We start from the raw sequence: 12,580 nt of genomic DNA, 5'->3' as shown, positions 1-12,580 counted from the left end.
CGGTAAGACGACTGTAAGCCGCCCGTTGCACCGTGGCCGTATGGATGCCCACGGTTCTCCCAAGCCGAAATGAAAGGTCCGCTGTCGGCAGCTTGGGATGAGGTTCGCCGAGAACTGCAGAAACTGCTCGGCACCGGGAAGGACTCCGATGGTCGGCGTCTCACCGCGGGTGAGGCACTGGATCAGTTCTATCGGGCAAAGGGCGACACCTTGCGCAAGGGGGCGCAGAGGTTCGACCGCGCCGATAGCGAAGGCGCGGAAGCGGTCGCTCGAAGCGCCCACGATTCGGCGGGATCGACGGCGGCGCGATTCGGAGAATCCGCTACAGTGCCGCTCGCCGAGATACGCCCCGCAGGCGTGTCCCGGTTGATCCGCAACGCGCATCAGCCGACGGCGGTGGAGGCGGAGGCGATGCGGCGAGCCTACGCGGCCCAGGCCACGATCTTGTCCCGGATCGGCGACCGGTCACCGACCTTGGCCGAGGTGCGCGAACTACTGCTGCTGGTCAACCCGACCAGGTCGCGGACCGCGGGCAACTGCATGGAGTGCTCATGGGCGGTGCGCGACATCTTGGCCGGGCGTCCGGCGGTCGCGGGGCCGAGCGGGGCCCAGAAGTTCATCGAGCCCTCGACGGAACGTTTCCATGCCGACAGCCATCGAGAGATCCACGAAGCGATATCCGAGAGGCTGCACCAGCCCGGCCAGAACGCGATCATGTCGGGGAACCGATACTCCGACGCTTTCGGGCATCACTACAACGTCGCCAACATCGACGGCGAGATCTACTATCTCGACGGTCAAGTCGGCACCGTGACGGACGAAAACATCATCCCCGACGGGGATTACTACGTCGTGTTCCCGATGCGCGACAACAACTCCTGAAACGTTCGCGCGGCGGGTGGAATCCGGACTCTGGTGCCTCGCGGTCCGGCGAAGCGGTCCGGCGAGGATTACTCGGCGGGTCGGCCGACCAGGGCGCGGCCGGCGATCTCGTGCAGGTGTGCCGAGGCACGGCGCCAACGGCGCTGCGCCCGTTCGGCATCCGCGTCGATGAAATTCGAGATCAAGATGCCGCGCAGCGCGTCCATGGCCGTGTAGACGAAGTCGCGCGCCTCCTTGCGGCGCACGTCGTCGGGCACGAAACGGGCGACCGCCATCAGGACGGCGTTGTTGACGAACGGCTCGACCTTCTGCATCGCCGCGGCCAGCACCGGATCGGTCCGCCCCGCCACCCAGAGTTCGACGGTCGCGATGAACAGTGGCCCCTGGTGCAGGTCCCACAGGAACTCCAGCGCAGCCGCCACTGGATCGTCACCGGCTTCCACCCGGGACATCTCCCGCATGGCGCTCTCGGCGCGCAGCTGTGCCAGATGGCTGATCGCGGCGACCACCAGATCGGTTTTCGAGCCGAAGTGATGCACTTGGGCTCCGCGCGTCACGCCGGCGCGTTCGGCTACCCGCGGTGTCGTGGTGCCCGCGTATCCGTACTCGACCAGGCAGTCCACGGTCGCGTCGAGCAGGCGGGTGCGCATCTCGGTGCTGCGCTGCTCTTGCGTTCGGCGCTGCTGTTTCACGATTACGCTCCTGGCCACCGCTAGATCCTACACTTACATACAGCACTGTATGTTCCGGACGCCAGGATGGGGTGCCGGCGAGTCGGTGACGCGCAGAATGGGTCACTCGGTCGCGATCGGCGGGGGAGTGTTCGCCTCGGCACTCGAGGAGTTCGACCGGCGGCGCGACCGCTCAGTGATCAGAACACATGCATGTCTCACTGTATGTACCAGGCGATACGCAATTGCCTGGTTATTGCGTGATCGCGGCACTTCCGCCATCGAGCCTTGCTCACTTACATACAAATATGTATGTTTGTTTTCAGCTCGTTCCGGGCGGCCGCCCCCGCGGTGCACGCACAACCTGAGGAGTTCGATGGCGAACAAGGTCTACGTCGTCGGTGTCGGCATGACGAAGTTCGAGAAGCCGGGCCGCCGCCTCGTCGAGGAAGCCGACGGCACCACCCGTGCCTGGGACTATCCGGACATGGCCAGGGAATCGGGTACCAAGGCGCTGGCGGACGCGGGCATCGCCTACGACCTGGTGGAGCAGGCCTACGTCGGCTACGTCTACGGCGAATCCACCTCCGGTCAGCGTGCCGTCTACGAACTCGGCATGACCGGCATTCCGGTGGTCAACGTGAACAACAACTGCTCCACCGGCTCGACGGCGCTGTACCTCGCGGCACAGGCGATCCGGGGCGGTCTGGCGGAATGCACGCTGGCGCTCGGCTTCGAGAAGATGCAACCCGGCTCGCTCGGCTCCACCTGGGACGATCGCGAGCAGCCCATGGCCAAGCACGTCATGGCGCTGGCCGAGATCTCCGAGGTGCTGTTCCCGGTGGCGCCGTGGATGTTCGGCGCCGCGGGGCGCGAGCACATGAAGCAGTACGGCACCACCGCCGAGCATTTCGCCAAGATCGGCTACAAGAACCACAAGCACTCGGTGAACAACCCGTATTCGCAGTTCCAGGACGCGTACACCCTGGACGACATCCTCGGCTCGCGGATGATCTACGACCCGCTCACCAAACTGCAGTGCTCGCCGACCTCCGACGGGTCCGGCGCGGTGATCCTGGCGAGCGAGGCCTTCGTCGACGCCCACGACCTCGCCGGGCAGGCGGTGGAGATCGTCGGCCAGGCGATGACCACCGACTTCGCCTCCACCTTCGACGAGACCGCCAAGAACCTGATCGGCTACGACATGAACGTGCAGGCCGCGCGGAAGGTCTACGAGCAGGCGGGGCTAGGCCCGGACGACTTCCAGGTCATCGAGCTGCACGACTGTTTCTCGGCCAACGAACTGCTGCTCTACGAAGCGCTCGGACTGTGCGGGGAAGGCGAGGCGGGGCAGCTGATCGATGATGGCCGGACCACCTATGGAGGCACGTGGGTGGTGAACCCCTCCGGCGGCCTGATCTCCAAGGGACACCCGCTCGGTGCGACGGGTCTCGCGCAGTGCTCCGAGTTGACCTGGCAGCTGCGCGGTACCGCCGACAAGCGTCAGGTGGACGGCGTCACCGCCGCCCTGCAACACAACATCGGCCTCGGCGGCGCGGCCGTCGTCACCGCCTACCAGCGCGCCGACCGCTGAACCGCGGCCCGGTCCGCGGACGAACTCGACGAGGAGTGCGACACATGGGACACATCGAAGCCACCAAGGACGTCAACGCCACGCCCGAGGCGCTGTGGGCGGTCGTCTCCGACCCGCAGACCTGGGACAAGTGGTTCACCATCCACGAGCGCTTCATGGAGGAGCCGCCCGCCGTGCTGAGCGAGGGCGCCAAACTGGTCGCCAAGATCGTGATGCTCGGCATGGCGAACAAGCTGGAGTGGACCATCGTCTCGGTGGCCGCGCCGCACAGGCTGACCCTCGGCGGAACCGGAATGGCGGGAGTGAAGACCGAGTTCACCTTCGACATCAGGCCCAACGGCGCGGGAAGCACCATCCTGGTCTCCGGTGACTTCGAAGGCGCCTTGATCAAGGGCGCGCTCGGCAAAGCTGTGGAAAAGGACGGCGTCAAGCAGTTGGACCGGTCGCTCGAACAGCTCGACACCCTGGCCGCAGCGGCATGAGCGGTCAGGCCCGGAGGCGGCAGCGCAGCGTGACCACGCAGGGCCCCGCTCGTGCCGGCGGAAGACACAGCATGAGCGGTCAGGCCCGGAGGCGGCAGCGCAGCGTGACCACGCAGGGCCCCGCTCGTGCCGGCAGGAGACACAGCATGAGCGGTCAGGCCCGGAGGCGGCAGCGCAGCGTGACCACGCAGGGCCCCGCTCGTGCCGGAAAGGTGTCGGCATGAGTTCCGATACTGCCGCGGCCCGTGTGGTCGAGTTCGATGACAGCGGTCTGGAAACCTGGTGCGACGAGGAACGTTTCGAGGTCACCGCTGAGCGCGTCGCGGAGTACGCCGCCGCGACCAACGATCCGATCGCCGCGCATCTGGCCGGGACGGTGGCAGGTCCGGTCTTCGCCATCGTCCCGGTTTTCGAGGCCATGATGATGCCGGTCATCGACGTCGCCCCGATGGACATCTTCGGCCGGGTCGTGCACGGGGAGCAGGACTTCCACTTCCACCGCGCGATCCGGCCCGGCGACCGGCTGGTGTCGCGCGCCAAGGCGATCGGCTACACCAGCCGCCCCAACGGGACGACGATCACCATCCGCATCGAATGCCGCACCGAGGCGGGCGAACCGGTCAACGACCAGTACCTCACCGCGTTCTTCCGCAATATCGACGCGGGTAGGACGGTCGGCGAGGCCGCTCCGGCGCACAAGTTCGATGAACGCCTGCGCGAGCAGGAGCCGGTCGCGGTGGTGGCGCAGCACGTCGATGACGACCAGACCTTCCGCTACGCACCGGCTTCCGGCGATCCGGTGCCGCTGCACCTGGACGAGCAGGTCGCCAAGGATGCCGGACTGCCCGGCATCATCGCGCATGGGCTGTGCACCATGGCTTTCGCGTCCTGGGCGGTGCTCACCGAGGTCGCGGCATCGGATGTGCACCGGCTCAGGCGGTTCGCGGTGCGCTTCGCCAAGCTGGTCTTCCCCGGCGACGACCTGGAGACCCGCATCTGGAAGGCCGGCTCGGCCGACGGCGTCACCCGGTACGCCTTCGAGACCGTGCGCGGCGACGACGTCGTGCTCAGCGACGGACTGGCGGAGATCGCCGACTGATCCCGGTGCGGCGGCGCGGTTGCGCCGCACCTTTCCACCCCACGCCGGATTCGGCGGAATTTCAGGAGACAACATGGGCGCACTGGCCGGACGGGTCGCCGTCATCACCGGCGCGGGCCGCGGCATCGGCCGCGAGCACGCACTGCTGTTCGCGAGGGAGGGGGCCGCGGTGGTCGTCAACGATCTCGGCGGCAGCAACGCGGGGGAGGGCACCGACTCCGGTCCCGCCCAGGAGGTGGTGCGCGAGATCGTCGCCGCGGGCGGCACGGCGGTGGCCAATTCCGACGACGTCGCGACCTGGGACGGCGCGCAGAAGCTCGTCGAACAGGCGGTCACCGAGTTCGGTGGCCTCGACGTCGTGGTCAACAACGCGGGCATTCTGCGCGACGCCTTCATCGCGGGCATGGACGAGGCGCAGTGGGACGCGGTGATCGCCGTGCACCTCAAGGGACACGCGGCGGTGCTGCACCACGCCGCGGCGTACTGGAAGCAGCAGTCCAAGGCGGGCAACCAGCCCAAGGCCGCGGTGATCAACACCGCTTCGGCGTCCGGCACCACCCTGCCGAACGCGGGTCAGGCCAACTACGGCGCGGCGAAGGCCGGGATCGCGGCGCTGACCCTGGTGGCCGCCGAGGAACTGGGGCGTTACGGCGTGCGGGTGAACGCGATCGCTCCGATCGCGCGCACCCGGCTCACCCTGTCCACTCCCGGCATGGGCGAGATGCTGGCGGCGGAGGCGGAAGCGTCCGAGGGCGGATTCGACGCCTTCGCCCCCGCCAACATCGCCCCGCTGGTCGCCTATCTGGCCGCCGAAACCTGCCCGATCACCGGCAAGGTGTTCGCGGTGCAGGGCGGCGCGATCTCCGAGTTGGCCGGTTGGCACGATGTGAAGACCATCGAGACCGAGGGTCCCTGGCTGATCGACGACATCGCCGCCCGGCTGCCCTGACCTCGGGGAACGTGAGGAGAACGACGATGTTCGAATGGTCCGAGACCGATGTGATGATCCGTGACGCCGTCCGGGCGTTCATCGACAAGGAGGTCCGCCCCAACCTGGACGCGCTCGACAGCGGTGAACTGCCGCCCTACCCCGTCATCCGGAAATTGTTCGCAGAGTTCGGCATCGACGTGATGGGCGGCGAGGCCGTGCAGAAGATGCTGGCCAAGCAGGCGGCGCGGGAGGCGGGGGAGCCGAAGCCGGAGAAGAAGGCATCCGGCGGCAGCCCGTTCGCCGGCCAGGAATCGCTGATGGCGGTGCTCATCGGTGAGTTGTCCGGGGTGTGCATGGGCCTGGTCACCGCGATGGGGGTGAGCATCGGTCTCGGCGCCACCACGATCATGTCACGGGGGACGCTGGCGCAGAAGCAGCGCTGGCTGGAGGACATCGTCACCATGCGGAAGGTCGCGTCCTGGGCGATCACCGAACCGGACTCCGGTTCCGACGCGTTCGGCGGCATGAAGACCTACGTCAAGCGCGACGGCGAGGACTACCTGCTCAACGGCCAGAAGACCTTCATCACCAACGGCCCCCACGCCGACGTGATGATCGTCTACGCGAAGCTGGACGATGGCGCGGGTGGCGACAGGCGCGAACGCAAGGTGCTCACCTTCGTCCTGGACAAGGGCATGCCCGGCCTCACCCAGGGCAAGCCGTTCAAGAAGATGGGCCTGCACTCCTCGCCGACCGGTGAGCTGTTCTTCGACAACGTGCGCGTCGGCCGGGACCGGCTGCTCGGCGAGACCGAGGAGCACCGGGGCGGCGACGGCCGCGACAGCGCCCGCTCCAGCTTCACCGCCGAGCGGATCGGCGTGGCATTCATGGCGCTGGGCATCATCAACGAGTGCCATCGGCTGTGCGTGGAGTACGCCAAGAGCCGCAAGCTCTGGGGCCAGGAGATCGGTCGATTCCAGTTGGTCCAGCTGAAACTGGCGAAGATGGAGATCGCCCGGATCAACGTGCAGAACATGGTGTTCAACACCCTGGAGCGAGGCAGGGCGGGCAAACCGCCGACCCTGGCCGAGGCGTCGGCGATGAAGCTGTACGCCAGCGAGGCGGCCACCGAGGTGGCCATGGAAGCGGTCCAGCTCTTCGGCGGCAACGGGTACATGACCGAATACCGCGTGGAGCAACTCGCACGCGACGCCAAGTCGCTGATGATCTACGCGGGCAGCAACGAGATCCAGGTGACCCACATAGCGAAGGGTCTGCTCGCACAGTAATTCCCGGGGACGTCAGCGCCCAAGACGACTTCACTCGCGGTGGAAGCGGTGCCACCTCCGGGCGCCCGGCTCGGCCCGTCTCCGACTTCGCCCGAGGCGGGCCGCGAACACGCCGCGACGAAGTCGCGGCCGAACTACACAGCGCGCAGGCGCGTGCGGCTGGCGTAGACGTGCTCGGCGATGAGGGTGGCGATGCGGTCGGGCGCTTCCAGCATCGGTACGTGCCCGACGCCGTTGACCAGGATGCGGTCGGCGGATTCGGGCAGTTCCTTCAGGTAGCGGCGGGCGTAGACGCGGTTGGGGATGACCCGGTCGTACTCCGAGAGCAGCAGCCGGACCGGCGTCCGCAGGGTGGACAGGTCCTCCTGAGCCGGCGCTCGCATCGCGCCGAGGATCATCGGGATCATCGCCGAGCAGTTCAGCGCGGCCGCGAGGGCCGCGGCGGCGTCGCGGCGGGATACCGCGGCGGCGTTCTTGCTCAGCGCGAGCAGGGCGACGCGCTGGGCGAGTGGGTTGCCGATCGCGAATCCGCCCAGCCGCTTGCCGATTTCGACGAGTGGCACCAGGGAGAGGAATTTCAGGTTGATCCGCCACTGGGTCAGCGAGGGCGCGTGCCAGCCGCCCGCGGGCGCGATGAGCGTGAGGGTGCGGGCGCGTCCGCGCCGGGCGAGTTCGACGCCGACCAGGCCGCCGAGCGAGTTGCCCGCGATATGGCAAGTGCGCCAGCCCAGTTCGTCGAGCTGTTCGCAGATCCGGTCGGCGAGCGCGTACACGTCGACCGATCGGCCGTCGCTGGGTGCGCCGCCCCAGTGGCCCGCGAAGGCGGGCGCGAACACTTCGCAGTGCGTCGACAGCCGCGCCGCGGTCTGCTCCCAGGCGTGCGGCGACATCATGAATCCGTGCAGCAACAGCAAGGGATCGCCGGAACCCAGGTGCAATGCCTTGATCGGCTGGGGCTGGTTCGCCCGGGTGGAGCCGCGCGCGGCGGCGGTGGAGGACTGGGAGGCGTCAGACGACATCGTCATCACCCCTTCCTGGACGGCAGTGTCCGGGGGACTTCATCAGACCAGCATTGTACGGTCGTGGAGTGCCGTATATCTCGACAGTGAACGTGAACGGTGTCCGCGCGGCCGCGGGCAAGGGGCTGCTGGACTGGCTCGCGGTCACCGAGGCCGACATCGTCTGCGTGCAGGAGACCCGGGCCACCGACGAGCAGGTCAGAGCCGCGCTCGCGCCGGCGCTCGACGCGGGATGGCAGCTCTCGCACGCCGAGCCGGAGTCCAAGGGCCGCGCCGGAGTGGGCATCCTGTCCCGCCGGGCGCCGAGCGCCGTGCGAATCGGCTTCGGCAGCAGTGAGTTCGCGGCCGCGGGTCGCTATCTCGAGGCCGACTTCGACGACGTCACCGTCGCGAGCGTCTACGTGCACTCCGGTGACGCGGGCACCGTGCGCCAGGACGAGAAGTATCGGTTCATGGCCGAACTCGGTGCCTACCTCACTGCCCGCACCGGAGATTTCGTGGTGGCCGGGGACTGGAATATCGCGCACACCGAGCGTGACCTGAAGAACTGGAAGGGCAACCTGAAGTCGGCCGGGTTCCTGCCGCAGGAGCGGGCGTGGATCGATGAGTTGCTGGCCGCGGGATACGCCGATGTGGTGCGCAGCCTGAACCCCGGGGTCGATGGCCCCTACAGCTGGTGGTCCTACCGTGGTCGCGCGTTCGACAACGACAGCGGCTGGCGCATCGACTATCAGCTGGTGCGCGGCGAACTTGCCGCCCGTGCGAAAGAGGCGGTGGTGGAGCGCGCCGCGACCTATGACCAGCGCTGGTCCGACCACGCGCCCGTCACGGTGCAGTACCGATGAACCGGTCGCCGTTGACCAAGCGCGTACTCGGAATGCTCGGCGCGGTCGCTCTGGTGCTGATCGCCGCCGTGCTGGCTCTGTACGACGGTGGCGATGCCACCACGTCCCCCTCGTCGAGTCGCGCGAGCACCGTCGCTGCGAGCACCGTCACCTTGCCCACCACCGCACCGCGCGGCGGGGACACCGCGTCGCCGGTCACCCAGGCCGTCGGCGTACCGGAGCGCGCGTACGCAACGCTGCGCGAGATCGACGCGGGCCGCTGGCCGGGCTCGGCGAACGCGCCGGGTACCAAAGGGGGCGAGCGATGGATGAACCGCGGCGGCGACCTGCCCGCCACGGACGGCTCCGGGAAGTCGATCACCTATCAGGAATGGGACGTCAATCCCAAGCAGCCCGGCCGGTCCCGCGACGCCGAACGCATCGTCACCGGCAGCGACGGCTCGGCGTGGTACACCGGTGACCACTACAAGACCTTCACGAGGATGCGCTGATGACAAAGACCGTCACGCTGTCGCAGTTCCTTGCCCGTCCCGACGCGGACGATGCGCCGCCCCGTGCCGAACTCGCCCCGCCGCGGGTCACCTTCGGCGCCCTCGCGGTCGACGCGGCCGAGTTCAGCGGGGTGCGCGACAAGGCGCCCCCCGGCTATCTGGTGCGCGAGGTTCGCGGCACGAAGATGCCCACCACCGCCCGCCTGTTCGACGAGTTCGCCGCCGCGTTCCAGTTCCCGTACTACTTCGGGGGGAACAAGGACGCCTTCGACGAATGCCTGCGCGACCTGGACGATTTCCTCGGCGAAGGGGCCGGATACGTTGCCGTGGTGCGCGACTCGGCCGAACTGCTCGCCGAGGAGCCGATCGAGCGCGACTGGTTCGCCGAGGCCATGCGGGATTGCGCGGCTTACTGGTCACGGCGCGACGTGCTGTTCCGGGTGGTGCTGCAGGGCGACGCGCCCGACCTCGAGGATGTGTCCCTGCTCCTGTGACCGGGGCGGTCAGCGCAATTTGCCCACCAGGTCCTCGCCGAGCAGGACGAATACGTCGACGGTGTGCTCGATGAGTTCGTCCCGGGTGAGATTCAAATCGCCCTGGAGCCACGCGGTCAGTGTCTGCACCAGTCCACCGACCAGATACAGGGCGCGGAAGTCGATCGCCGGGTCCGGGGCCGCATCGGGCAGCCGGTAGAAATCCATGCCCTCCGCGGCCACCATCCGCGCGAACGCGCGCACCGTCTCGGTGGTGCGGGCGCGCAGTTCGGGCGTCGCCATGGCCGTGATCAGGGCCGCTTTCGCCTTGCGCGGGTCGTCGGTGAGCAGGTGGACGCCCGCGGTGATCGCGGCGTGTGCGGTCGCGCGCGTGTCCGGCGGTGCGGTGCGCACAGCCGCGATAATGGCCGCCGCGAGTTCGGCGGCGATCCCGTCGAGCAGGGCGGTGAGCACCGCGTCCCGGCTGTCGAAGTTCTCGTAGTAGTACCGCTCGTTGAGCCCGGCCTGTCCACACAGCCCCGACACGGTCAGCTTCGACAGCCCCTCGGTGCCGATGATCTCCAGCGCCGCCTCCAGCAAGGCCGCACGCCGCTGCGCCCGGCGCTCCTCGGCGGAGATGCCTCCATAAGTCCGTTGCGCCGCCACGGTTCGATTCTGACAGACAACAATTCTGGCAGAGGGTATTGCCAGAAGTGGAGATTCTGGTGGATGCTATTGCCAGATGATCTCGACGAGGAGGCAGCGGTGTCCGAGCCCGGCTATTTCAGCGATCACTCGATGGTTCGGCGGGTGATGAGCAAACGGGCGGTGGGCCTGACCTACGGCCTGCGCGCTCTGGTGATCGGCGCGGTGCACCCGCTGCTGTACGTCGGCACCGCCGAGAACACCGAGCACCGGACGACGCCCTACACCCGGCTCGCGCTGACCGGGCATCTGTTCGAAGCGGTGTTCCTCGGCAGCAAGGCCGAGGCCGATCGCGCGCTGGCGTTCACCAGGAAGCGGCACGTCAAGGTCCGTGGCGCGCTACCCGAGGACGCCGGAGCCCACCACCCGGCAGGCACCGGGTACTCCGCGCTCGACCCGCACCTGATGTTCATGACGATGGCCTTCACCTTCGACTCGGCCGAGGTGATGTACGACCTGCTGGTGCGCCCCATGACCGACGGCGAGCGCGAGGGCCTCTATCAGGACTACGTGCGCTGGGGCGAGCTGTTCGGCATGCCCGCGGACGCCGCGCCGGGCAGTTACCGCGAGTTCCGCGCGTTCTTCGACGGCTACCTGGCCTCCGACGAACTGTTCCTCACCGACGAGGCGCGGCTGGTCGGCTCCTACCTGGCCGGGCAGCGCGTCCCCTACCCGCAGGGCGTGCCGTTGCAGCAGGTCACCTCGGTGTTCTACGTGCTGGTGCAGGGCAGTCTGCCGCGGCGGATCCGCACCATGTACGGCATCCGCTGGGGCGTGGCCGAGCAAGTCGCCTACCAGGCGTTCTCCCGGGCGGTCCGCACCGCGCACGTGCCGGTCCCGCTGGTGCCCCCCGTGCTGCGCGGCGCCCTCGCCGGCCCCAGCGCGCCGGTCTACAAAATGCTCTCCAAGCGGGAACACGAACTGGTCAGCGGCGGGCGGCCGAGTATGCCCGGTGTGCACCCGCGCAACTGGGTGCAGCGAAATTCCGCTTGAGCCGCGTGCGAAAATCGGAGGCATGTCCAGTCCTGCGCCCACCCCGGCCGCCGAACGCAAACAGCGGGTTCTGTCCGGGATCCAGCCGACCAGCTCCTCGTTTCATCTCGGGAACTACCTTGGCGCGCTGCAGTACTGGGTGACCATGCAGGACGACTACGACGCGCTGTATTTCATCCCGGACCTGCACGCGATCACGGTGCCGCAGGACCCGAAGGAGCTGAAGGCGCGCACCAAGGCCGCCGCCGCTCAGCTGCTCGCGCTGGGCATCGACCCGAAGAAGTCCACCCTGTTCGTGCAGAGCCAGGTGCCCGAGCACGCCGAGCTGGCCTGGGTGCTCAGCTGCATCACCGGTTTCGGCGAGGCCAGCCGGATGACCCAGTTCAAGGACAAGTCGGTGAAGCAGGGCGCGGAGAACGCGACCGTGGGCCTGTTCACCTACCCGGTGCTGATGGCCGCGGACATCCTGCTCTACCGCGCCCATCAGGTACCGGTCGGCGAGGACCAGCGTCAGCACCTGGAGCTGACCCGAAACCTGGCCCAGCGCTTCAACACCCGGTTCAAGAAGACGTTCGTGGTGCCGGAGGCGCACATCGTCAAGGGCACGGCGAAGATCTACGACCTGCAGGATCCGACCGCGAAGATGAGCAAGTCGGCCTCCACCGACGCGGGCCTGATCAACCTGCTCGACGACCCGAAGGTCACCGCGAAGAAGGTGAAGTCCGCGGTCACCGACACCGGACGCGAGATCCGCTACGACCCGGAGCAGAAGCCGGGCGTCAGCAACCTGCTGGTGATTCTGAGTTCGCTGACCGGCGCGCCGATCGTCACCTTGGAGAAGGATTTCGAAGGTAAGGGTTACGGCGAGCTGAAAGCCGACGTGGCCGACGCGCTGGTCGAATTCGTCACGCCGTTGCGCGCGAAGGTGCAAGAGTACATGGCGGATCAAGGCGAACTCGACCGCATCCTCGCCGCTGGAGCCGAGCGCGCGCGAGAGATCGCGGGAAACACCCTCGCGCAGGTTTACGATCGGGTCGGTTTGCTGCGTCGCTGAACGGCTACCTCACCCTTGTGCGGCCTGTCAGGTGTCGCGCGAGGTCTCTCGG

At 67.9% G+C, this 12,580-nt stretch carries 14 protein-coding genes; 11 read left to right on the top strand and 3 right to left on the bottom strand.

Features of this window, described 5'->3' with window-relative positions; translation table 11 throughout:
* The first annotated feature begins 69 nt into the window (after positions 1-69).
* Positions 70-882 carry a toxin glutamine deamidase domain-containing protein gene (locus tag LTT66_RS06900; protein ID WP_233065294.1) on the top strand — a complete coding sequence of 271 codons (813 nt, stop codon included), beginning with the start codon at positions 70-72 and terminating at the stop codon, positions 880-882.
* A gap of 68 nt (positions 883-950) precedes the next feature.
* Here LTT66_RS06900 and LTT66_RS06895 read toward each other — a convergent pair whose 3' ends face one another.
* Entirely contained in the window at positions 951-1,532 is a 582-nt protein-coding gene (locus tag LTT66_RS06895; protein WP_233069044.1) for a TetR/AcrR family transcriptional regulator, read from the bottom strand.
* A gap of 397 nt (positions 1,533-1,929) precedes the next feature.
* Here LTT66_RS06895 and LTT66_RS06890 point away from each other — a divergent pair, with 397 nt between their 5' ends.
* From LTT66_RS06890 to LTT66_RS06870, 5 genes are all read left to right on the top strand, one after another.
* Positions 1,930-3,147, top strand: coding sequence for a lipid-transfer protein (locus tag LTT66_RS06890; RefSeq protein WP_233065292.1), 1,218 nt, complete (start codon positions 1,930-1,932; stop codon positions 3,145-3,147).
* A gap of 44 nt (positions 3,148-3,191) precedes the next feature.
* On the top strand, positions 3,192-3,629 hold the full coding sequence (locus tag LTT66_RS06885; protein ID WP_195067290.1) for a type II toxin-antitoxin system Rv0910 family toxin: 438 nt from the start codon (positions 3,192-3,194) through the stop codon (positions 3,627-3,629).
* A 220-nt stretch (positions 3,630-3,849) separates the two neighbouring features.
* Positions 3,850-4,728 (top strand): MaoC/PaaZ C-terminal domain-containing protein, encoded by an 879-nt coding sequence (locus tag LTT66_RS06880; RefSeq protein ID WP_233065290.1) that lies wholly within the window; start codon positions 3,850-3,852, stop codon positions 4,726-4,728.
* A 73-nt stretch (positions 4,729-4,801) separates the two neighbouring features.
* A complete protein-coding gene (locus tag LTT66_RS06875; RefSeq protein WP_233065288.1) occupies positions 4,802-5,677 on the top strand; it encodes an SDR family oxidoreductase in 876 nt (291 codons plus the stop codon).
* A 26-nt stretch (positions 5,678-5,703) separates the two neighbouring features.
* Positions 5,704-6,948 carry an acyl-CoA dehydrogenase family protein gene (locus LTT66_RS06870; protein ID WP_233065285.1) on the top strand — a complete coding sequence of 415 codons (1,245 nt, stop codon included), beginning with the start codon at positions 5,704-5,706 and terminating at the stop codon, positions 6,946-6,948.
* A 134-nt stretch (positions 6,949-7,082) separates the two neighbouring features.
* Here LTT66_RS06870 and LTT66_RS06865 read toward each other — a convergent pair whose 3' ends face one another.
* Positions 7,083-7,973, bottom strand: a complete 891-nt coding sequence (locus LTT66_RS06865) for an alpha/beta fold hydrolase (RefSeq protein WP_233065283.1) — start codon at positions 7,971-7,973, stop codon at positions 7,083-7,085.
* Positions 7,974-8,035: 62 nt separating this feature from the next.
* Between LTT66_RS06865 and LTT66_RS06860 the strand changes: the two genes are divergently transcribed.
* From LTT66_RS06860 to LTT66_RS06850, 3 genes are read left to right on the top strand one after another with little or no spacing between them, the layout of a single operon-like run.
* Entirely contained in the window at positions 8,036-8,812 is a 777-nt protein-coding gene (locus tag LTT66_RS06860; protein ID WP_233065280.1) for an exodeoxyribonuclease III, read from the top strand.
* Positions 8,809-9,303: a ribonuclease domain-containing protein gene (locus LTT66_RS06855; protein ID WP_233065278.1), complete on the top strand. Its 495-nt coding sequence runs from the start codon at positions 8,809-8,811 to the stop codon at positions 9,301-9,303. The genes LTT66_RS06860 and LTT66_RS06855 overlap by 4 nt, the downstream gene beginning before the upstream one ends.
* A complete protein-coding gene (locus LTT66_RS06850; RefSeq protein WP_233065276.1) occupies positions 9,303-9,797 on the top strand; it encodes a barstar family protein in 495 nt (164 codons plus the stop codon). The genes LTT66_RS06855 and LTT66_RS06850 overlap by 1 nt, the downstream gene beginning before the upstream one ends.
* Before the next feature lie 9 nt (positions 9,798-9,806).
* Here the strand turns inward: LTT66_RS06850 and LTT66_RS06845 are convergent, their stop codons facing one another.
* Complete coding sequence (locus tag LTT66_RS06845) at positions 9,807-10,442, bottom strand: TetR/AcrR family transcriptional regulator (protein WP_233065274.1); 636 nt, start codon at positions 10,440-10,442, stop codon at positions 9,807-9,809.
* A 63-nt stretch (positions 10,443-10,505) separates the two neighbouring features.
* Between LTT66_RS06845 and LTT66_RS06840 the strand changes: the two genes are divergently transcribed.
* Positions 10,506-11,474, top strand: coding sequence for an oxygenase MpaB family protein (locus LTT66_RS06840; protein WP_233065272.1), 969 nt, complete (start codon positions 10,506-10,508; stop codon positions 11,472-11,474).
* A 22-nt stretch (positions 11,475-11,496) separates the two neighbouring features.
* Positions 11,497-12,528 (top strand): tryptophan--tRNA ligase, encoded by a 1,032-nt coding sequence (gene trpS / locus LTT66_RS06835; protein ID WP_195098568.1) that lies wholly within the window; start codon positions 11,497-11,499, stop codon positions 12,526-12,528.
* Positions 12,529-12,580 lie beyond the last annotated feature (52 nt).

The sequence above is a fragment of the Nocardia gipuzkoensis genome, assembly GCF_021183645.1.
GTDB lineage: Bacteria > Actinomycetota > Actinomycetes > Mycobacteriales > Mycobacteriaceae > Nocardia > Nocardia abscessus.
This window is presented reverse-complemented; position numbering and strand designations above follow the sequence as displayed.

Coding starts and splice junctions, on each gene's coding strand:
- LTT66_RS06900 (WP_233065294.1), top strand. CDS start 70: ATGAAAGGTCCGCTGTCGGCAGCTTGGGATGAGGTTCGCCGAGAACTG.
- LTT66_RS06895 (WP_233069044.1), bottom strand. CDS start 1,532: ATGCGCACCCGCCTGCTCGACGCGACCGTGGACTGCCTGGTCGAGTAC.
- LTT66_RS06890 (WP_233065292.1), top strand. CDS start 1,930: ATGGCGAACAAGGTCTACGTCGTCGGTGTCGGCATGACGAAGTTCGAG.
- LTT66_RS06885 (WP_195067290.1), top strand. CDS start 3,192: ATGGGACACATCGAAGCCACCAAGGACGTCAACGCCACGCCCGAGGCG.
- LTT66_RS06880 (WP_233065290.1), top strand. CDS start 3,850: ATGAGTTCCGATACTGCCGCGGCCCGTGTGGTCGAGTTCGATGACAGC.
- LTT66_RS06875 (WP_233065288.1), top strand. CDS start 4,802: ATGGGCGCACTGGCCGGACGGGTCGCCGTCATCACCGGCGCGGGCCGC.
- LTT66_RS06870 (WP_233065285.1), top strand. CDS start 5,704: ATGTTCGAATGGTCCGAGACCGATGTGATGATCCGTGACGCCGTCCGG.
- LTT66_RS06865 (WP_233065283.1), bottom strand. CDS start 7,973: ATGACGATGTCGTCTGACGCCTCCCAGTCCTCCACCGCCGCCGCGCGC.
- LTT66_RS06855 (WP_233065278.1), top strand. CDS start 8,809: ATGAACCGGTCGCCGTTGACCAAGCGCGTACTCGGAATGCTCGGCGCG.
- LTT66_RS06850 (WP_233065276.1), top strand. CDS start 9,303: ATGACAAAGACCGTCACGCTGTCGCAGTTCCTTGCCCGTCCCGACGCG.
- LTT66_RS06840 (WP_233065272.1), top strand. CDS start 10,506: ATGCTATTGCCAGATGATCTCGACGAGGAGGCAGCGGTGTCCGAGCCC.
- trpS (WP_195098568.1), top strand. CDS start 11,497: ATGTCCAGTCCTGCGCCCACCCCGGCCGCCGAACGCAAACAGCGGGTT.